This is a genomic window from Robertkochia flava, from assembly GCF_020166515.1.
Classification (GTDB): domain Bacteria; phylum Bacteroidota; class Bacteroidia; order Flavobacteriales; family Flavobacteriaceae; genus Robertkochia; species Robertkochia flava.
The window spans coordinates 133,730-155,320 of record NZ_JAINZT010000009.1; the positions used below are offsets into that span (position 1 = coordinate 133,730).

The 21,591-nt window shown below is 46.2% G+C and carries 16 protein-coding genes, 1 tRNA gene and 1 pseudogene; 8 read left to right on the top strand and 10 right to left on the bottom strand.

The genetic code is table 11. The annotated features are described in order from the left end of the window. Positions 1–78: 78 nt before the first annotated feature. The gene (locus K7R11_RS14705) at positions 79–2,193 is read right to left on the bottom strand and encodes a carboxy terminal-processing peptidase (RefSeq protein ID WP_224491599.1); all 2,115 of its coding nucleotides are present in this window, start codon (positions 2,191–2,193) and stop codon (positions 79–81) included. A gap of 257 nt (positions 2,194–2,450) precedes the next feature. On the opposite strand from K7R11_RS14705, the gene surE reads away from it, so the two are divergent. The 5 genes from surE to K7R11_RS14730 are packed head-to-tail and all read left to right on the top strand — an operon-like array spanning position 2,451 to position 7,243. Continuing rightward, the gene (gene surE, locus K7R11_RS14710; protein ID WP_224491600.1) at positions 2,451–3,224 is read left to right on the top strand and encodes a 5'/3'-nucleotidase SurE; all 774 of its coding nucleotides are present in this window, start codon (positions 2,451–2,453) and stop codon (positions 3,222–3,224) included. Further along, on the top strand, positions 3,217–3,498 hold the full coding sequence (locus K7R11_RS14715; RefSeq protein WP_224491601.1) for a hypothetical protein: 282 nt from the start codon (positions 3,217–3,219) through the stop codon (positions 3,496–3,498). The genes surE and K7R11_RS14715 overlap by 8 nt, the downstream gene beginning before the upstream one ends. Before the next feature lie 11 nt (positions 3,499–3,509). Beyond that, a complete protein-coding gene (lpxB, locus tag K7R11_RS14720; RefSeq protein WP_224491602.1) occupies positions 3,510–4,622 on the top strand; it encodes a lipid-A-disaccharide synthase in 1,113 nt (370 codons plus the stop codon). A 21-nt stretch (positions 4,623–4,643) separates the two neighbouring features. Then, positions 4,644–5,213 carry a C40 family peptidase gene (locus K7R11_RS14725; protein WP_224491603.1) on the top strand — a complete coding sequence of 190 codons (570 nt, stop codon included), beginning with the start codon at positions 4,644–4,646 and terminating at the stop codon, positions 5,211–5,213. A 32-nt stretch (positions 5,214–5,245) separates the two neighbouring features. Next, entirely contained in the window at positions 5,246–7,243 is a 1,998-nt protein-coding gene (locus K7R11_RS14730; RefSeq protein ID WP_224491604.1) for a ComEC/Rec2 family competence protein, read from the top strand. On the opposite strand, the pseudogene K7R11_RS14735 reads toward K7R11_RS14730, so the two are convergent. After that, positions 7,240–8,796: pseudogene (locus K7R11_RS14735) on the bottom strand (peptide MFS transporter). The gene K7R11_RS14730 and the pseudogene K7R11_RS14735 overlap by 4 nt on opposite strands. 17 nt (positions 8,797–8,813) lie before the next feature. Next, positions 8,814–11,024: a S9 family peptidase gene (locus K7R11_RS14740; protein ID WP_224491605.1), complete on the bottom strand. Its 2,211-nt coding sequence runs from the start codon at positions 11,022–11,024 to the stop codon at positions 8,814–8,816. 170 nt (positions 11,025–11,194) lie between these two features. Between K7R11_RS14740 and K7R11_RS14745 the strand changes: the two genes are divergently transcribed. Both K7R11_RS14745 and K7R11_RS14750 read left to right on the top strand, forming a co-directional pair. After that, positions 11,195–12,520, top strand: coding sequence for a hydroxymethylglutaryl-CoA reductase, degradative (locus tag K7R11_RS14745; RefSeq protein WP_224491606.1), 1,326 nt, complete (start codon positions 11,195–11,197; stop codon positions 12,518–12,520). A gap of 1 nt (position 12,521) precedes the next feature. Beyond that, positions 12,522–13,478 (top strand): GYDIA family GHMP kinase, encoded by a 957-nt coding sequence (locus tag K7R11_RS14750; RefSeq protein WP_224491607.1) that lies wholly within the window; start codon positions 12,522–12,524, stop codon positions 13,476–13,478. A 72-nt stretch (positions 13,479–13,550) separates the two neighbouring features. Here the strand turns inward: K7R11_RS14750 and K7R11_RS14755 are convergent, their stop codons facing one another. The 7 genes from K7R11_RS14755 to K7R11_RS14785 all read right to left on the bottom strand — a co-directional run bounded on the left by K7R11_RS14755 (position 13,551) and on the right by K7R11_RS14785 (position 21,285). Next, positions 13,551–15,656, bottom strand: coding sequence for a peptidylprolyl isomerase (locus K7R11_RS14755; protein WP_224491608.1), 2,106 nt, complete (start codon positions 15,654–15,656; stop codon positions 13,551–13,553). Positions 15,657–15,744: 88 nt separating this feature from the next. Beyond that, entirely contained in the window at positions 15,745–17,019 is a 1,275-nt protein-coding gene (locus K7R11_RS14760; protein WP_224491609.1) for a hemolysin family protein, read from the bottom strand. A gap of 2 nt (positions 17,020–17,021) precedes the next feature. Then, positions 17,022–17,213 carry a hypothetical protein gene (locus K7R11_RS14765; RefSeq protein ID WP_410528202.1) on the bottom strand — a complete coding sequence of 64 codons (192 nt, stop codon included), beginning with the start codon at positions 17,211–17,213 and terminating at the stop codon, positions 17,022–17,024. A 135-nt stretch (positions 17,214–17,348) separates the two neighbouring features. Next, entirely contained in the window at positions 17,349–17,906 is a 558-nt protein-coding gene (gene lptC, locus K7R11_RS14770; protein ID WP_224491611.1) for an LPS export ABC transporter periplasmic protein LptC, read from the bottom strand. A 1-nt stretch (position 17,907) separates the two neighbouring features. Beyond that, positions 17,908–19,275, bottom strand: coding sequence for a tetratricopeptide repeat protein (locus tag K7R11_RS14775; RefSeq protein ID WP_224491612.1), 1,368 nt, complete (start codon positions 19,273–19,275; stop codon positions 17,908–17,910). Between the two features lie 14 nt (positions 19,276–19,289). Beyond that, complete coding sequence (locus K7R11_RS14780; protein WP_224491613.1) at positions 19,290–20,558, bottom strand: hypothetical protein; 1,269 nt, start codon at positions 20,556–20,558, stop codon at positions 19,290–19,292. After that, the gene (locus K7R11_RS14785) at positions 20,551–21,285 is read right to left on the bottom strand and encodes a type III pantothenate kinase (protein WP_224491614.1); all 735 of its coding nucleotides are present in this window, start codon (positions 21,283–21,285) and stop codon (positions 20,551–20,553) included. Before K7R11_RS14785 ends, K7R11_RS14780 begins: the two co-directional genes overlap by 8 nt. 116 nt (positions 21,286–21,401) lie before the next feature. Between K7R11_RS14785 and K7R11_RS14790 the strand changes: the two genes are divergently transcribed. Beyond that, a tRNA-Phe gene (locus K7R11_RS14790) sits at positions 21,402–21,474 on the top strand. The last annotated feature ends 117 nt before the right edge of the window (positions 21,475–21,591 follow it).

Consider the following 21,591-nt stretch of genomic DNA (forward strand, 5'->3'; position numbering starts at 1 on the left):
TTTATTGCATAAAAAACCCTGTGATCAAAAGATCACAGGGTTGTATCATTTTATTTCCTTGTTACCTGCTGTGCAGAATCAATTCTTTACATCCGCCAGTTTCCCTTGTTTGATACTGTTCAGTTTAATATCCTGAAGCACATTGATGGCTTCCTCCATATAAACATCTCCGGCAAGATCTTCATACCAGCGCTCGCGCTTTTGCTTGTATGTAGAATCCTTGTCCATGATAGGCAATTCATATGGCAATGGCTGGAATTTAAGACCGGTTTCATACTTGGCAATAACATTGTATTTCTTGGCTACGGCCTCGTCCTGCTCTACATCGGCCTCATAAGCGGCCAGATTTAAAGGGATCTCCTTCTCTTCCCTGCGCTCTTTGATCCATTTGGCATTCTCATCGATAAGCTTAAGCTGCTCGTTGTTGGCCATTCTTTCCTTAGACTTCTCAATTGTGGCTTCAAAATCTATAGAGCTCTCCCATTTCTTATAAGGTACTGCATCGATCTTATCCCAGGGAAGCGGATTTTTCTGATCTCTTTCTCCTATCGGGCTATAACTGTATTTATCCGGAACAACAACGTCGCTCTTTACCCCTTCAAGCTGGGTGGATCCTCCATTGATCCTGTAGAACTTCTGAGTGGTCAGTTTTAAGGCTCCCACATCTCCGAATTCCTGATTCCCTCTTAAGAACTGGTTCAGGTCGATCAGGTTTTGAACCGTACCCTTTCCATAGGTTTGCTTACTACCAATAATGATAGCTCTTTCATAGTCCTGCATGGCAGCAGCAAGAATTTCTGAAGCCGAAGCCGACAATTCGTTTACCAGGATCACCAGCGGACCTTCCCACTGGATCCGGTCATCTTCATCAGCCAGTACTTCCTTACCTCTTCCGGTAGAGCGTACCTGTACCACGGGACCTTCTTTTATGAACAATCCTGCGATATCCACCACGGTTTTTAAGGATCCTCCACCGTTATTTCTAAGATCCATTACAAGCCCTTCAGCGCCACTTTCCTTGAGCCTTTCAATTTCCAAAGCCACATCGGTTGCAGCGTTTCTTTCTTCGTAATCCTGGAAATCGATATAAAACTTCGGCAGATTGATCAGACCATACGTATGACCATTGCGCTCAATAATGGTTGATTTGGCATAGGTTTCCTCGATCTCTACCACATCTCGGGTAATGGAAACCACCTCAATGGTTCCGTCTACCCTTCTCAAGGTTAAGCGAACTTCAGAACCTTTAGGGCCTTTGATCAGCTTTACTGCATCATCCAGACGCATCCCCACAATGCTCACCGGAGTTTCATTGCCCTGGGCCACCTTGGTGATCACATCTCCCACTTCTAACTTTTCTCCTCTCCAGGCAGGACCGCCTGAGATCACTTCCACCACTCGGATATTATCACTTCGTTTTTCAAGCCTGGCCCCGATCCCTTCAAACTTACCAGACATACTCATATCAAACCGGTCTTTATCTTCCGGAGCAAAGTAGTATGTATGGGGGTCAAATTCTTCCACCACCGAATTCAGGAACAACTCGAACCAATCTCTTCTTTCCAGATCGTCATAAATATCAAAATTTTCAGAAAAGGTCTCCCCAATACTTTCCCTTGCGTTCTTTTCAAGCTCGGCAATATCGTAAGAAGCATTGGTTTCTTCCTTCTCCTTCTTCGCGGATACTACCCGCTCGAGGCTGTATAATTTAAGTTGTTTCTTCCACCTGTCCCAGAGCTCGTCACGACTTGCCACATAGTCCAGGTTATCATAATCCACGCTTATGGTTTCATCGGCAGAATAATCAAATGGTTCCTCCAATACTTTCTTGTACATCACATTGGCCTCATCCATACGCTTGATGATACGCTCATGGGTAAGGTTAAAAAATGTAAGGTCAGAGGTTTTCAACTGGTCGTCAATAGCGTTTCTGTAAGATTCAAATTCCTCGATATCCTCCTGAAGAAAAAATCGTTTCATGGGATCCAACGCTTCGATATACCGGTCGAATACCCGGGATGAAAAATCGTCATCCAGATCCTGCGGATTGTAATGCCCCTTCTCAAGGACATAAGTAATAAGATCGATCAGCAGCTTATCCTTATCCGGATTATCAAAGGTTTTATTGGTAAAACTGCAGGATGCGGCAGAGATGAGCATCGCTGCCAAAAAATAAACAAACTTCCTTTTCATAGATTTCGTTTTTGACCCGCATACAGCGGGGGAGGTTTTATTCGGAAACGGTAAGGTTCCCTGGTAATTCTTTCAATTTCATAGTTCCACGCCAAAAAGTCCGCTACCGGAGGTCTCAGATTGGACTTGAGAACATCTAAAATAAGGAAAAAATCATGCCATACCTTTCCGGCGCTTCTAATTTTTTGTTAAATGCCCCGGGGCGAATGCATAAGGCATAAAATCCTTAATTTAGCACCTTAATTACGGATAAAGCAATGAAGAAGAAACCACTGATACTGGTAACCAACGACGATGGCATAACTGCTCCAGGATTACGTACCCTGATCAGGATCATGAAAAAGATCGGGGAGGTAGTGGTAGTGGCACCCGACAAGCCGCAAAGTGCCATGGGGCATGCCATTACGGTAAATTCAACCCTCTACTGCACCCCTTACAACACCGGAGAAACCCACAAGGAATTCAGTTGCAGTGGCACTCCGGCAGACTGCGTGAAGCTTGCCGTTCGCGAGATCCTACCACGAACACCCGACATCTGTGTAAGCGGCATCAACCATGGCTCGAACTCATCCATCAATGTCATCTATTCCGGAACCATGAGTGCAGCCGTTGAAGCCGGTATCGAAGGTATTCCCGCCATCGGGTTTTCCCTCTGCGATTATTCCTGGGACGCCAATTTTGAGCCCGTGGAATCCCTTGTGGAAACCATCACCAGGGAAGCCCTGGCCAATGGTATACCAAAAGGGGTGGTTTTAAACGTAAATTTCCCGGATCTGCCAGACTCAGGCATTAAAGGCATCAAGGTATGCCGACAGGCTAAAGCCAACTGGGTTGAGGAGTTCGATAAACGCACCAATCCCATGGGCAAAGATTATTACTGGCTTACCGGTAAGTTTGTCAACCTTGACAAAGGAGAGGATACAGACGAATGGGCTTTGGAACACGGCTATGCCTCTGTTGTCCCGGTACAGTTTGACCTCACGGCCCATCATAGCATACAAGACCTAAACACATGGAACCTCAATGATTAAGAAAGAAATTGCCACCGGAATAGCAGTTGGCCTCATTGCCAACGCTATCGGAATCATACTTTACCTGCTTTTGTTCTCTGAACTTGGTGTTGAAGAAAGCCTTAAAGCTGCCCGGCAGCAAGGACACCTGGGTAGCCTGGTTGCCCTTGGGGCCTTGTTAAATATGGCCGCATTTTTCGGCTTCCTGAAATTAAAACGAGACCATAGGGCCAAAGGGGTCCTGATTGCCACCTTGTTCAGTGCATTTATCATCCTTTTGCTTAAAATCTTTTAACCCGAAGTCCAATGAAATACTACCTCATAGCAGGTGAAGCCTCCGGAGACCTTCATGGTTCCAACCTGATCAAAGCACTCGCAAAGACCGACCCGGACGCCAACTTCAGGTGCTGGGGCGGAGACCTTATGCAGGCCGCAGGGGCCACCCTGGTAAGGCATTATAAGGAGCAGTCGTTCATGGGATTTTTTGAGGTACTAAAAAACCTGCCTGCTATCTTCAGGAACATCACCAGCTGCAAGGAAGATATCGAAGCCTACAAGCCCGATGTTATTATATTTATTGACTACTCCGGATTTAACCTCCGTATAGCGAAATGGGCAAAAGAAAATAGCTTCAGGACCTTTTATTATGTTTCTCCGCAGGTATGGGCCTCCCGGGAGGGAAGGATCAAGGCTATAAAACGAGATATCGATGAAATGTTCGTCATTCTGCCGTTTGAAAAGGAATTTTACGAGAAGAAACATCAGTTTCCTGTAAACTTTACAGGACACCCGCTACTGGATGCCCTGGACCAGCAAAAGAGAACCCAGCCCGATGCATTCCGAAAAGAGTTTAACCTGGATGAACGAGAGATCATTGCCTTATTGCCCGGTAGCCGGAAACAGGAGATCACTAATATGCTGGAGGTCATGCTAAAGGTGGCCGCGGGATACAAACAGTACCAGTTTGTGATCGCAGGAGCTCCAAGCCAGGATTTCGACTTCTATCGTCAATTTATTGGTTCCAGTCATGTTTCCTTTATTCCCGGGAGAACATACGACCTCTTGCACGCTTCAAAAGCGGCCCTGGTAACCAGTGGAACAGCTACCCTGGAAACCGCCTTACTTAAAATTCCCCAGGTGGTTTGCTATAAGGCCAACTGGATCAGTTACCAGATCGCTAAAAGGATCATTACCCTGAAATTCATTTCCCTTGTTAACCTGATCATGGACAGGGAGGTGGTTACCGAACTCATTCAGGACGATTTTAACGAAAAACGCCTGAAGGAAGAACTTGACCATATCCTGGATCCGGAAGTGCGTTCGCGAATCCTTTCAGATTACGAAGAACTGGAACAAAAACTGGGTGGAAAAGGTGCCAGTGAAAAGGCGGCCAAACTCATTTATGAAAAAATTTCATAATTTTCGACAAGTCCCGATACTATGAAAACGCCTTATTTATACCTTTTACTTACCCTCGTGCTAACATCCTGCGGAGGATCCAGGAAGACTGCAAAATCAGTCACACCTACAAGGATACACATCTCGGCAAATACGCCTGCAGAAACTCCTGAGGCTAACGTACCGGATACCACCGCCGTTGAAACTGAGGAGATGCCTGAGTTCTCCCCCATTGTAAAAGAGGTTATTCGTGCCGCAATGTCTTACCACGGTACCCGATATAAATACGGAGGTACCAACAGGAAGGGTATGGACTGCTCCGGACTTATTTATACCAGCTTTGAAACCGTAGACATTTCCTTACAACGTACATCTTCTGCTATGGCAACCCAGGGAATGCAAATCCCCCTGGAGGAAGTAAAGCAAGGTGACCTGCTCTTTTTCACCACCGGCAGAAATTCTTCCAGGATCAATCATGTAGGCCTGGTGGTAGAAGTGGAAGAAGGGGAAATTCAATTTATACATTCCACCAGCTCCAGGGGTGTTCTGGTTTCCTCTCTAAGAGAAGGGTACTGGAACCATGCCTTCCATCACGCCAGAAGAATTTTATAGATTATTTTCTATATTTTTCAGTAACTTTAATTATGAGGTTACTGAATATTGCCATTTTAAAACTCCTTACATACCTGATCCCCGGTATCCTTCTCGGGTTTTATTTTCCGGAGGCTATCCCCTTACCGGTCCTTTCCTTCTTATGGTGTATAAGTACTTTTTCCCTTCTGCTTGCTCTGGGAGGAAATAATAGGATATTCTTTGAACTGCACACACTGTCCTTCTTTTTACTCCTGGGATATACGGCCACAACATCCTTCAGTTCAAAAACAAAACCGCACCGACATCAAGAGAGTTCACCTGTCATAGCGGTGAATTTTACAGTTGCGGAAGTTCTTAAAACTACGGACTATTACAACCGTTTCCTTGTAAAGATTCGTTTCGCCGGGTCCCCCAAATCAACGGAAATTGCCATTGCGCGCCTTCCTGCAGCCGACCCGTTTTGCACTCCCCTCTACCCGGGTTTTGGTTACCGGGCCCTGGCCGAGATCAGACCAGTTCTACCCCGTGCCACCCCGGAAAGTTTTAATTACCGCGCTTATCTGAACAAACAGGGAATTGCCCATATTGTAAATATTCATCCGAGAACCATCCAGATCACCAATAGCAAAGGCAATTGGAGAACCTTCTTTTTCCGGATAAGAGAAAAGATCTCGCTCAATCTCCAGGCTTCAGGGATGAGTGCATTCGCTGGCGGGGTTTTAAAAGCCCTGGTGCTGGGAAACCGGGATCTCCTGGATGAAGGGCTGATGAATCAACTAAGGGACTCGGGAGGAGCCCACCTGGTAGCCCTTTCAGGCTTACACATCGGGATCTTCACTACGGTAATAGGATTCTTTTTATGGCCTCTAAGGTGGTTACCTTCTGGTAAGCGATTACACCTGTTTTTTCTGCTCACCTTCCTTACCGCATATGTACTTTTAACCGGCGCTCCTCCTTCGGTGGTCAGGGCTGCCGTCATGTTCGGATTTCTTTCGGCAGGAATGTTGCTTCAACAGCGGCAGAGCGCCATCAACACCCTCATCTTATCCGCATTCGTCCTATTGCTTTTTCGTCCGCTCTACCTATTTGACCCGGGTTTTCAGCTCAGCTACCTTGCAGTATCCGGAATACTCGTTACAAGTCCTTTATTATCTAAGTTCAGAAGCCCTGGAAACCGCCTTTTGAAATTCTTTTGGGCACTTACCGGGGTTAGCCTGGCCGCCCAGTTGTTTACAGCACCCCTGGCTGTATTCTACTTTAACCAATTTCCGGGCACATTCCTGATCACCAACCTGCTACTTACCCCCATTATCAGTTTTATCTTAATATGCGGTTACGTCCTACTTGCCATCTCCATCATTTTACCCCCTCCAGGTTTTATGGTAACCCTGGCCCAATTCGGCACCACGGTTTTGGAGCGTACTGCAGATCTCATCCCGGCCGATATGTTTTTACTTAAAGCAGTTACCCTTCCCAACACCTTTACCCTTGTATCCATTTACATTTTCATTTGCATTCTTGTGGCATCCTTTTACCGCCGAAGCTTTGTCCCCGGACTTCCTCTTGCCATACTCATCATACAGGGTGCTGTTATCGTTTCGGGCGAGCCGGTATCCGAAAAAACACTGGTGATTACCCACAACTACCGTCAAAGTATAGTCCGGATCTCCTCCGGAACGCAACTCACATATAATAATTACACCCGGAAACCAGATAAAGTCACCACTCCCCAGGACCACCGCAACACCCCCCGGAAACACCCTCCGTTCTTTTTAACGGCAGCCGGCAGGGACCTTATTGTTGTAGAAGGTAAGGGCGATTATATACCTGACATGGATTCCCGACCTGCCCTCTTACTGATCAACTCTGCACAGGTAAATCTGGAGCGTCTCACCGCCCGCTTAGATCCTGAGATCGTTATTGCCGACGGCAGTAACTACCCTTCCCTGGTAGCTGTATGGGCCGCAACATGCCGGAAAAAAAATATCCCTTTCCACTACACCGGTGAAAAGGGATATTATATGTTAAAACCGCAATCGACTGATTAGTGGATGCCGTGCATTTTCTTTTTCAGGATAGGGGTAATAAGCAACATCACTACCGCAGCACCCATTGGGATCAGGGTAAAGATCATGAAGAAGGTAGATAAACCGTACTCTTCAGAGATCTGATCGATATAGCTTCCTGTAAACCCTCCCAGGGTATTGGCGATGAAGTTGGCGATAAACCAGATACCAAACATCAATCCTACCAGCTTGGGAGCAGCAAGTTTACTCACATAGGACAGTCCCACCGGCGATACACAAAGTTCTCCAAGGGTATGGAAAAGGTAAGCCAGGATCAACCAGATCATGCTTACCGCCGCCGTCTCGGCACCTTGGGGAATATTAGACGCTCCGTAAGCGAGGAAAGCAAATCCCACACCTACCAGGAACAACCCGATCGCGAACTTTACAGGACCGGATGGATTCACCACATTCTGCCACAGTTTTGAAAACAGCGGTGCAAAAAGGATGATAAACAAGGAGTTCAAAACAGAGAACCAGGAAGCCGGAACTTCGGGTGCATCATCCTGGAATTGTCTGCCCAGCATCCAGAGCACGATCCCCCAGATGATCACAAAACTGGTAGCGAGAAGAATGTTGGAGAGCGAGTATTTTTTAAAGGTTTGTTAAAAAAGTAAGGCCAGTACCCAGGTAATAATACCCATAGGAATAATGGCGATCAGGGAATTGACGATCTTGAAAGTCATCCCGGCATTTCCTTCCAGCACCCTGTTGGTATAATTATTTGCAAAAATGGTCATGGAACCACCGGCCTGCTCAAAGGCCCACCAGAAGAACACGGTGAACAAAGCAAAAACGGCAATTACGATACCCCTGTCGCGGTAAACGTGTTCCGGGTGCTCAGCCTCCTCTTCAGAAACATCACCAACCATGGCCACATCTCCTTTCACGGGCTTAAGTCCTATATTTCCAAATATGCCCTGTGCATACCAGAACTGCAGCATCCCGAAAAACATAAAGATCCCGGCCAGTCCGAAACCGTAATGCCATCCGACCTGCTCCCCGATATAACCGCACAAGAGAATCCCCAGGAAGGCCCCGGCATTAATACCCATGTAAAACACAGTATATCCGGCATCTTTCTCTTTCCCCTGGGTCTTATACAATTGTCCTACAATGGATGAAATATTCGGCTTGAATAATCCGTTACCGATGATCAGCAGGGCCAGTCCGAGGTAAAAGAAGATCCCGGTAACCCCTTCAAGGGCCATAGATGCGTGACCAAGCGTCATGATCAGTGCTCCCAGGGCCACGGCTTTTCGATAGCCAAGTAATTTATCGGCTATCAATCCACCCAGAATCGGAGTCAGGTACACCAGTCCGGTATAAACACCGTAAAGCTTAAGCGCATCGGCATTGCTCCATTCCCAGCCTCCGTCGAGTAAGGCCGATGTCAAAAATAGCACCAGTAAAGCGCGCATACCATAATAGGAGAAACGCTCCCACATTTCGGTAAAGAACAGCACGAACAAGCCCGAAGGATGCCCTAGTACCGTACGCTGATTCGTTTCAGAACCGCCGTATTTAAATTCCATATAGTTGTAGTTTAGAGTTAGTCTATTATTTGTTTCTCCGCCTGCTGTGCATGAATCCTGTCTCCAAGGTTTTCGTCAATGAAGTTAGTCATTTTTGTATAAAGCTGCAGCCTGGTTTTTCCCCCGTATATTCCATGGTTTTTATCCGGATAGATGGCCCAGTCAAATTGCTTATTTGCCTGTACCAGGGCCTCCACCATTCGCATGGTATTCTGTACATGTACGTTGTCATCTGCAGAGCCGTGAATCAAGAGGTAATCGCCCTTAAGGTTATCCACATAATTGATAGGAGAATTATCGTCGTATCCGGAAGCATTTTCCTGAGGGGTTCGCATGTAGCGCTCGGTATAGATGGTATCGTAGAATCTCCAGCTGGTAACCGGAGCTACAGCAATGGCCATTTTAAACACATCGTTCCCTTTAAGAATGGCATTCGAGCTCATAAACCCTCCGAAGCTCCATCCCCAGATCCCGATCCTTTCGGCATCGATATAAGAAAGTGCTCCCAGTTTCCTGGCCGCCTCGATCTGGTCTTCCACCTCGTATTTTCCAAGCTCCTTGTAGGTCACCTTTTTAAAATCGGCTCCTTTGAATCCGGTTCCTCTGCCGTCAATACACACGACTACATAGCCCTTCTGGGCAAGCATCTGGTACCAGTAATCATTAGCCGCATGCCAGCGGTTAGCCACCATCTGGGACCCCGGACCTGAATACTGGTACATCAGCATCGGATATTCCCGGGCAGGATCAAAATCGGCAGGCTTGATCATCCACATATTGAGGTCGTTTCCGTTTACTTCAATGGTGGAAAATTCCTTTTCTGACATCTCATAAGCCTCCAGATCGTTTTCTAACTGTTCGTTATTCACGATCTCCTTGATCACCTCTCCCGTTTTTGCCGTATTCAGGGTGTAGCGATACGGAGTGGTTGCGCTGGAAAAAGTATTGATGTAATAGGTGAAATCAGCACTGAAGGTAGCGTGGTGGGTTCCCGCTTCAGAAGACAAGCGCTTTTTCCCTTTTCCATTCAGGCGAATACTGTAGATATCCCGGTTAACAGAACCATTTTCAACCGATTGGTAAAAAATTCGCTTCGTCTCCGGATCGTAACCATAGTAATCCGTAACCTCCCAGGGACCACTGGTTACCTGGGTTTTCTGCTTCCCGTTCTTATCGTAATAGTAAATATGGTTAAACCCGTCGCGCTCACTGGTCCAGATAAAGCTGTTATCCTCCAGAAAGGTCAGGTTATCGGTAACATCCACATAGGCATCGTCTGTCTCGTTCAATACCAGAGCAGTTTCATTTGATGCGTGGTTGTAAAAATAAAGTTTCAGGTCGTTCTGATGCCTGTTTACAGTTTGTACGCTTAGCACATCTTCATGAGAGGTCCAGGCTATCCTGGGAATATAATAAGCATCCGCAGGCGTAATATCCCGTGTTTCCTTTGCAGACAATTCATAGACATGCAAACTTACCTCTGAGTTATCTTCTCCTGCCTTGGGATATTTAAATACCTGCTGATCGGGATAAAGACTTTGGCCGAATACATCCATAGAGAACTCAGGAACCTCCCGCTCGTCGAAACGAATATATGCGATCTTCTCCCCGTCTTGACTCCAGTCGAAGGCCCGGACAAAAGAAAATTCTTCTTCATAAACCCAGTCTGTGACCCCATTTATGATCTCATTTTCCTTCCCGTCTGCAGTGACAGGGGTGGTGGTCCCGCTTTGGAGGTCCTTAATGTAAATATTGTTTTCAAAAACAAATGCCACTTTGGTTCCGTCCGGAGAAAAGGTGGGCTCCTGTATCTTATGCTCAGAAACAGGGGTAAGGGATTTATCGTTAAGGTCGTAGACGAAGTACACTCCAAGGGTAGATCTTCTGTATACCGACTCCATATCGGTGGCAAGCATCAGTTTATCTTCCCCCGCACTAAACTCATAGGAAGTAAAATAGGCGATCCCGTCAAGATCGGCAGAACTCACTATGGTTTCGATCTTTTCCAGGGTTTCGTAATCGTATTTATCCACCGAACTGCTTCGGGTTGCACGGTCAAAGTTAAGCACGGTATACTGCCTTCCATTATCCATGGAGTGCAGGGCATCCATGCCTTCTGTACTGAAAGCACCCCCCCATATTTCCTCTAAAGTAAACTTTTGATCCTGTGCAAAAACAAAGGTCGACAGACCTAAAAACAGCAAAAAGGTTAAGCTGATTTTTCTCATTAATTGAATTTTTATTTGAAAGCGCCCAAGTTTACTAAATTATTCCCATAAATCCCTGTAAATTTTGTTAAAGGTTAGGCCTGATAAGGGCTGCACATCATTAAACCGTGACCCCTTCAGAAGAAGTGTTAATTCTTATCTTTGCCTGAGAATATTGATCTGTTTCGAACATGAGTAAACCCGTTAAAGGATTTTCCAAACTCTCTAAAGAGGAAAAAATAACCTGGTTATCTGAACACTATTTTGCCGATAAGGAAAAAGGTGTCGACATCCTGAAAAAATACTGGAACCGAGATGAGCGTTTGCAGCAGTTGCACGACGAATTTATCGAAAACACCATCTCTAACTACTATCTGCCCCTGGGTATAGCGCCCAATTTCCTGATCAACAATAAGCTGTACACCATTCCCATGGCCATAGAAGAGAGCTCGGTGGTAGCTGCCGCCAGTCGCGCCGCCAAATTCTGGATGGACCGTGGCGGATTTCACGCCGAGGTGATCGCAACCGAAAAGATCGGACAGGTACATTTTATCTATACCGGAGACCCGCAGAAGTTACGGCAATTCTTCATCAGGATCAAACCCACTTTATTTTCATCCCTGGAAGACCTTACCGCTAATATGCGCAAACGAGGCGGTGGTATTACCGGAATAGAACTGGTTGACAAAACCCAGGCCCTGGAGCACTACTACCAGCTGCATTGCACCTTTGAAACACTGGATGCCATGGGAGCTAACTTTATCAACTCCTGCCTGGAACGACTGGCCGAGGTGCTACAGGAAGAAGCCGACGCATACTCCGATTTCTCAGACGACGAGAAAGACATACAGGTGGTTATGAGCATCCTCTCTAATTATGTACCCAACTGCCGGGTACGTGCCGAAGTTCGCTGCCCGATCAGCGAGCTGAACGAAGATCCGGAGCTCACCCCATCGAGTTTTGCTAAAAAATTCGTACAGGCCGTAGCCATCGCCAATGCAGAACCCTTCCGGGCGGTTACCCATAACAAAGGGATCATGAACGGTATCGATGCGGTAGTCCTGGCAACCGGTAACGATTTCAGAGCCGTGGAGGCCGGAATACATGCCTATGCGTCGAGAGACGGACAATACCGAAGCCTGAGCAAGGCAGAAATCAAAGAAGATGAATTTATCTTCAGTATAGAGATCCCCCTGGCCCTTGGAACGGTAGGCGGCCTTACCAACCTCCATCCCCTTGTAAAACTTTCCCTGGAGATCCTGGACTATCCGGGAGCTAAAGACCTGATGCAAATCGTGGCCGTTGCCGGCCTGGCACAGAACTTCGCTGCTGTGCGCTCCCTTATTACCACCGGTATCCAAAAGGGACACATGAAAATGCACCTGCTCAATATTCTCAACCAGTTGGAAGCATCAAAAGAGGAGAAAACGCATTTCACCTCCTACTTTAAAGATAAAGTGGTTACCCACCGCGATGTTACCAGGGCGGTTGAGGAATACCGCGCACAACAGGGATAAGATGGGGGAAGGAAAATCCACATACTACAGCCACGGAAAAGTGCTCCTCTCCGGGGAATATCTAATACTTGACGGAGCTACAGGCCTGGCCCTGCCAACCAAAAAGGGACAACGCCTGGAGGTAAGCACACGATCCGGTGGGATGCTTCATTTCACAAGCTATGAACCGAATGGAAAAGCCTGGTTTGAGACCAGCATCCACCTGGGAGCATTTTTAAACGAAGTAGGAACTGAAGCCATGGATCCGGAGCGAATCATCGCCGCCGGAGACAAAGGGCCTGTAACGGGCACTCTTTTAAAAATACTCCAGTCCATCCACACCCAAAACCCTTCCTTACTTGAGGACACGGGTGGGCTTTCACTAAGCTCCTTTCTGGAATTCGAAAGAGACTGGGGACTAGGGTCCTCTTCCACTTTCATCCACAACCTGGCGCTATGGAGTAAAACAGACCCATACCGCCTGCTGGCCGAGAGTTTAGGCGGCAGCGGGTACGACATTGCCTGTGCAGGCTCTGATGCACCCTTATTCTACAATCGCACAGCATCCAGACCCCTGGCAAACAAGGTTAACTTTAACCCAAATTTTAAGGAGCATCTGTACTTTATACACCTGAACAGGAAGCAGAACAGCAGGGAAGGTATCAGGCGTTACCGCAGCCTTAAACAACGTCCAGAACAGGAAATTCAAAAGGCAGGCAGCTTGAGCCGTGATTTTGCCACATCGCAAACCCTGGAGCTTTTCAGCAGCCTCATGGCAGAACACGAGGAACTTATCAGCAGCCTGCTCGGCATCCCTAGCGTTCAGGAGGAGCTTTTCCCGGATTTCGACGGTCAACTTAAGAGTCTTGGTGCCTGGGGCGGAGATTTTATCCTCGCTGCAACGCGAAACAACCCGGAACCCTACTTCAGATCAAAAGGATACCACACCATCATCCCCTTTGAAAAAATGATACTTTGAAACCAACACTATTTCAATAAAAAAGGCCTCCGCATGGAGGCCTTTTTATTTTGAATGATATGCTTTATTCCATTAATAAATGGTAGCTCTTTCGTCTTCGATCTCCGCATTCTCCTTAAGCGCATTGTATGCGGCAGAGAATACACGGTTTCTGTTCAGGGTCTTCTGAGTATTGGCGTATGTACTGTAGTTGTCAAGTGAGGGTGCAATATCCTTAGCCACCACCTCGATCTTATACACACCACCGTCACCTTCTATAAGACCGGAAACCTCACCTTCTCCCATACCAAGAGCAGTACCTACAACCATAGGTTCTCTTCCTGCCCCGGGAATCGTTGGAGTTTTCATGGTAAGTCCGTTGGCAGTCTTTACAGAAGCACCGTATGCCTTTGCCAGATCATCCATTGATTTTCCGGCGCTCTCTTCCATGATAATGGCAGCCTTCTTTTGTCTTTTAATGATAGGAGTAACTCGTGCTGCAGCGTCATTTACACTGGCCAGACCTGCTTTACGCTTGGCAGTAAGCTGGGCCACCACGTACCCTGAAGGCGTATCAAATCGTCTTACATCTCCCACTTCAGTATCCTCGTTAAAGGTCCACTGTACCAAAGAACGCTGATTTCCGATCCCGGGAATATTCTCATCCATGGCCTCCAGCCTGTTCACCGGTCTTACTACGTATTCAGAAGCTTTTGCCACTTCAGCAAAATCACCTTCTCCTGCAGCCATCTCAAATTTGGTAGTCTCTGTAAAGACATCGCTCAAGGTCTTTTCAGAAGGCTCAATCTTTCTGGAGATGGTAGCCAGCTGAACCGCATCGTATTTATCATCAATCTTGATCACGTGAAATCCAAAGTCTGTTTCCACCAGACCAACAGCACCAATCTCATTGTTGAAGATATAATCGTTAAATGGCTTCACCATTTGTCCTGGAGTGATATTGTCATAAGTTCCTCCACGGGTTGCAGATCCCGGATCTTCCGAGTGCTCCAGGGCTAGTGCTGCAAATTTTTCCGGATCAGCCTTTACTTCAGCAAGGAGTTCCTTTGCCTTGGCTTCTGCTTCTTCCTTGGTACGCGATTCCTTTGGCTGTGCCTGAGACCCGTCGAAAGAAACCAGGATGTGGCTTGCCTTTACAGATCCGTTGGCCTTTTTAGCCATCATACGGGAGATCTTGTAAGATCCGTTATCTTCATACGGTCCGTATACCGCTCCTTCCTCCAGAGCGAACAATTGGTCTGCATGGGAGGCAGAAAGGTTTTGCTTGGCTACGAAAAGGGTATCGTATTTTACATCAGAATATTCATTAACGAAAGCGGCAACATCTTCCACATTACCAAAACCAGGAAGGGTTTCCTTAGCTCCTACAGCCTCGTTAAATACCTCTCTGTCTGCAAGCAGTGCAGAAAGTTCGTCCTGGATATTCTGAATATCTTCCTCAGAGGCTTCCTCTGAGAAGAATACATAACGCACACTTCTGGAAGCTTCTTCTGTAAACTGCTCCTTGTGATCGTTGATATAATTTTTAATATCGCCTTCAGAAACCGTAATAGCAGAATCTGAAACCGCAGTGTAAGGCACTTTTACATAGGTGATATTTACCTTATCATTTTCGATATGGTAATTCAATTCTCCTTCCTTAAGGGTACTTCCCACGCCGGCTTTGATCAGGTTAAAATAAGAACCTTCTTCTGCAGCACGGATAAGCGCATCCTCCTGAGCCTGCCACTGCTGGTAAGCTCCCGGACTATTGGTTTTTAATTGATAAATGAAGTCGATGAATTTTTGCTCGTCAAAGACCCCTGCTTCATTCAAAAAGTTAGGATCGTTCGCGAAGGCCGGATTGGCTTTTACCACCTCAAGGATCTGTCCTTTTTCGATGCTGATACCCAGGTGTTCAAATTGCTGTGCCAGGATTCGGCTTCTTACCTCCTGGTTCCAAACCTGGTTTACTACCTGTACTGTAGTGGCACCAGCTCCGAATCTACGGGATGCGTTCTCTACCTTCAAGGCAAAATCTTCCCTGGAGATCGGATCTCCGTTAACTTCTCCTACCACAGACTTCCCGGCTCCCGTATCACTGGTAAATACGCCGGAAATCACAAATGCAAAAAGAGCCAGCCCTATTACCAGGATAAGGAAAAGGGAACGGCTTCTTATTTTCTCTAGAATTGCCATCTATCAATCAATTTATCAAATTAGTGAGGGCGAAAATACCATTTTTTTGCAATAAACAAAACCTGTAAAAACAATTCTTAGGCTTTATTTACGCCTCTCCGAGAACTTTGAGTTGAAGCAGGTTGATTTTGGTATTTGTCACGTCGAGAATGGTAAATTCATAGGGCTCGATACGCAGCACTTCCCCCTTTTCGGGAATATCCCCGAGATGATTCACGATCAGTCCACCCAGGGTTTCATAGTTTTCACTTTCAGGAAGGTTCAGTCGGTATTCCTCATTGAGGTAGTCGACCTCCAGGCGGGCAGAGAAGCGGTACTTATTTTCTGCTATTTGCACCTCTTCCAACTCCACGCTGTCATGTTCATCCTGGATCTCTCCAAAGAGCTCTTCCACAATATCCTCAACGGTTATGATCCCTGAGGTACCCCCGTATTCATCCAGGACAACTGCGATACTCTTTCGCTTTTTGGTAAGCGATTCCAGAACATCACTGATCAGCATCGTTTCCGGCACATACTCTACCGGCAGCATCACACTTTTGATGGTTTTCGGCAGCTTGAACATTTCAAACGAATGCACATACCCGATAATATCGTCTATGGTATCCTTAAAAACCAGGATCTTGGAATAACCGGTATCGGTAAAGATCCGGGAAAGTGCTCTCGGGCTCTCATGAAGCTCCACAGCGGTGATCTCGGTTCGGGGTATCATTACTTCCCGAGCTTTCACTTCCGAGAATTCAAGGGCATTCTGAAAGATCTGGATCTCGGTATCCAGCTCTTCCTGTTCATCGGCTGCCTCGACCTGCTCAGAGATATAATCGCCCAGCTCTACCTTGGAAAAAGCGAGTTGCACCTCATCACCATCGGTCTTGAAAATGTATTTCAGGATCATATCCGAGATCCACATCACAAACTCCGATATCAGCGAAAAGAGGAGATAGAACAGATAGGCCGGGAAGGCAAAAACCTTAACCAGTTTGTTGGAATAGATCTGAAAAAATACCTTGGGAAGAAACTCTGCGGTAAGAAGGATGATCAGGGTGGAGATCACCGTTTGTACCAGGATGATGTTAAAGGGAAGCGAACGCACCTCTTTGTACTCCGGATACAACAACCAAACAATAAGCTCTCCCATATAGATCCCATAGACTACCAGGGCAATATTATTACCCACCAGCATGGTCGCAATAAACTTGGACGGCTTTTTGGTAAGCCGGGTCAGGGTGCGTGCAAGCAGACCTTCCTGTTTCTTTTCGATCTCGATATGAATCTTATTGGCAGAGACATAGGCGATCTCCATGCCGGAAAAAAAGGCCGATAAGATCAGGGAAATAATGATTATGACGATACTTAGCGTCATGCTTACTTTTTATTCCTGTTTTCGAATTTCTTGCGATACCTTCTCCTGAAAAAGAACATGAACAGAGAAAAAACGGCGAAGAACAGAAAAAGATATGCCCTGTTCCTTTCATTGTTCCACTCCATCACCACCTCATATATGGAAACCACTGCGATCACCAGGTAGGCGACCTCAAAAATCTTAAAGTATTTCATTGAATTTTTCATCTTACGCTTAGTCAAAAATAAACAAAACTTGTTAGTGTTTACAGCCTGCTTCCTATCTGAATCAAAAAAGGCCTCTGCAAAGAGACCTTAACATAACTTTTTTATCAGAATCAGCACCGGGCATCATTCCTTGAGCACTGCACTCCCCTTCTTTCCGCGAAAGCGAACCTGGGTGAAATCCTTATTAAAGTCGATCCCCGTTCCCGTCATATCGTAATCCTGGCTGGTAAATTCAAAGTCCTTTTCCGTAAAGATCCAGTTATTCACCTGGTCAAAATACAACTGCGGAGACTGCAGGTGCTTCCCGTCGGAGGTAATGAGATTCACATCCCCCTGCAGGTCGATCAATTTGGTATTAGAGTAGATCACTCCATAGTTGGCCGTCACCGTACTGGTATCTCCGGTCTCGCTAAAATAATCGACCCTTACCCCCTCCGGAAATTCCTGGTATGGAAAATCCTGATTGGTAAAATCACGATACACCTTCCCTTTTACAATAGCGCGCAACTCAAGAGAATCTGTGTACCGCAGCTCGAAATTGGAAGCCTCCCCAACGGGAACCTGCCTGTATTCCGACATGCGTCTCACCTCTTCCAGGTTGTCACCCTTGCATGAAAAAAACATTGTCACAGTGAAAACTGTGACAATGTTTAAAAAGATGTATCTAAAAAATGCTTTCATCTTATAGTGATGGAACCTTAACGCTTCCGCCTACCCAACAGTTAAACCTGATAGTTTGCCCCTGAAGTCCGGAATTAAAGATCTCAGATCGGCTGGGCGCACGTCCTTCGTAGGCACTGGCAGCACTTGAAGCACTGTTACCCATAGAAGGGTCTACCTGACCTGCCTTTCTGGCCATTTCTGCAGCCTTCCAGTAAACCGCTTTTTTCTCAAAAGTTGTAGATCCACATTCATTGGCACTGTCTGCATACAGACCGGCGATCATCATATAAGCTCTTCCCTCAGATGGATTCACATCAATGGCTTGTCTTGCATATTTATAAGCAGTGGTTTTCTGACCTCTGTTTCTCGCCTTAGAGGCAATACTCAACAGCTTGTTGGCCTTCTTATACTTATCTGTTTCCAGGTCCACAGATTGCTTAAAGTAATCCAAAGCCTTTGAGTTATCTCCTTTTTCCTCATAAAGAGACCCGAGGAAATATTTTGAGGAAGCAGATGGTTCAATGGCATCAAGAGCTTCCACCAGCTTTACGAACATCGGATCACTGGTACATCCTTTTGCGTCCATACGTCCTGCAGCACCTCTTAACCAATCGGCATCTCCTTTACGCTCTTCGAAATTCTTCTGGTATAACGGGATCAGGTTATCACAGTCTGCAAGGGCTCCCAGCTTACTGTCGATACTTCCGCTGATCTTCTCGTAAGACTCTCCGTTTATACGGGCATTCTTAAGTGCTCTTTTTTCTTTAGCTGTCAGGGTTCCGGCAGAATCCTTCTCCACATACTTTAGTATGATCTCTGCGAGCTCGCGGTTCTCTGACTCGATCTTTCCGGTTACAGCATCATAGGTATCAAACACCTCCTGAAGATCTTTCTTCCCGGCACCGTGAAGGTCTACCAGGGTAGAGAAATACAGGTACATGGCCTTAGGATTCTTAAAGTTCTCCTGATCTTCTTTGAACGCCTTATCGAGCAGCTCATAAAGCTCTTCATCCGTAGCCATGTCGTTATCGAATTTCAACAGTGCGATATCGATCATACTTCCCGCCTTGGTGTATCGCTTTGGAAAATACTGTGGCCCTTTATCGTAAACCTCCATAAGGGTATTGATGTACTCCGGCTTGTTGGCCTCATCATTTTTTATACGATCTTTAAGAATAGGCTCCCCGTATGCATAGGTTGCATAATGCAGGTCCGGGCAATTCTCAAATACCATTTTCCAGGGCTCGTAGGCCGCTTCGTAATTTTTAACCTTTGCATGCTCGGCGAAAATAGACAGGTTCTGCATACATTCAGGATTCTGAGCCTGACCATAAGCAAAAGAAGCTGCCGCTAAAAGGCCTAACACCATTGAAAGTCTCTTTTTCATCTTTTCAGTTTTAGTTATCTAATTAAATTCTTAACGAACCACCTGTCATTTAAGGACAGGCTAATATAAATATTTACGTAATTTTCCTGAACTCCTCCGTTAGAAATCTCTCCTCTTCTGCCTATCTCCGCTCCCAAGTTAACATTGGAGAAACCTCCCACTGGCAATCCTACTCCAAGAGTCATGCCAAAATCTTTCAAGGTGTTACCGTTCACCATCAATCCGGTCTCTTCGGTCTTCACCCCCAATCGATAAGTAGCTCGTTTCCAGTAAGAAGTAAGGGAATTGTATTCCGGGATCCAGAATCCACCAACCGAGATCCGGTTACCGTCTTCGTAGTTCCCAAGGGTCGTAACAGGGTACTCCATCATAAATGCACTGCTTTGAGTGAATTCATACTGCCCACCAACGAACCAGGAAAAAGGCTTTCCTATTCCGAGTCCCGCAGTGTAGGAGTAGGGCTTATTAACCTGAGTGGTTCTCTGCCCGCTCTCATCGAGATCCACCTCAATACGATCCTGCGGAATCTCCCTGCCACTGGCATCTACAAAGATAGTAGATATTTCTGTAAAGTTATCGGAATCCAGAGATGCTTCCGGCGCAAAGGTGAAGGCACTTTGTAACTCGAGATTCTCTGAGATCTTCCCCTGGTAGTGCACAGCAAAATTATAATCCCAGCCACTGTATTCGGAAGCCGTTCGCTCACGGGTACCGTATTGCACATCACCTACCCGGAAAAGCACACTGCGCTGTATGGAACCAAAATTATAATTGGCCGTTGCCCCGACACTTAAATTCTTTGTAATCCCCCATCCTGCAGAGAGAAACACCTTGTTTACCCCTCCGTTCCCGGTATAGCGGGTAAGTTCTTCCGGGGTCAGATCCTGATTGTAATTCTCAAGACTGTAATCTACGGTAGTATACGGCATCACTCCGAATTGCACTGCCAACCGGCGAGCAAGGGGAAATCCTAAAGAAATATAATCAAAATTCGCCTGACCTGCACTTTCACTGGCCTCCTCCGTCTTCAGGGTAAGGGTTCTCGCCGATCCCGCAGCTGTAAAATTGGTTAAACGCAATTTAGACAAGGCAGCAGGGTTCTTAATATTCATATGAATACTGTCGGCAAACACGCTCAAACCACCCATAAGGCGGTTTTCCACCATGCCTTTAAACCGAAGGTCACCGGTACCAAAGTAAGAATAGGGCGAAACACTTGCATCCTGGGCAAAACCAACCGAAACAGCCAGAAATGCCACCACAACAAAAATCTTTTTAATCATTATGCTTATTAAGTTCCAAAATGTAATTCAGTCCCTCCAGGAGGAAATTAGAATGGGCAAATATGGTACTTTTTAATCTTTTTGACAAAAATAGGCAATCGCCTCCTGTTAAAATAACTGTTAAATCTTTAAAGTTTTTTGAATAGGCCGCAATGATTCCGTCGATCTCATTAACCATTCCGTGAACAACCCCGGAAATTATTGAAGTTTCCGTAGAACTTCCTATCAGATCATCGTATTCACGGCCTTCAACATAGGGGAGTTTTTCGGTAAAATGATTCAGTGCCTTAAACCGCATTTCCAGGCCCGGGGAGATGGCTCCCCCGAGGTAATGCCCGTCTGCTTTCAGAAGGTCGTAGGTGATACAGCTGCCGGCATCGATAACCAGGCAATTTTGCTTGGGATACCCGGAATAGGCAGCCGTTACCAGTGCCATGCGGTCGACCCCAAGGGTTGCAGGTGTTTTATAATCGTTCACAAAAGGGACACGTGAGGAAGAAGTCAGCTCATGTACCGGCGAAAAGACTTTTAAGGCCAGGAGGTCTTTTTGGTCGAGCCTCCCCACAGAAGAGACAATACTCTGATGGATATCCGGGTATTCCAAAAAAAGTTTTTCCACCCCCTGAAGAAAGTTCTCATGGGTGGTTTTTTCAAGATGCAGCAACCTTTCTCCTTCAAAGACAGCCAGTTTAACAAAGGAATTCCCAACGTCTGTTACCAGGTTCATGTTTTAGATTTTAAGTTGTAAATTTACGAAAGCGATTTTTTTTAAAGTTTCTTTTTGCAAATATCAATAATGCCTTTATATTTGCACCCGCAATCGCAGTAATACTGCAGGCAACTGGTACCTTAGCTCAGTTGGTAGAGCAACGGACTGAAAATCCGTGTGTCCCTGGTTCGATTCCTGGAGGTACCACAAAAAAACCCAAGCAAACGCTTGGGTTTTTTGTTTTTACCCCCTCCGCCCTGCGGGCACCTCCCCCTTGCCAAGGGGGAGGTGAACTACATGCTTTTCAAAATGAGGGGATCAGTT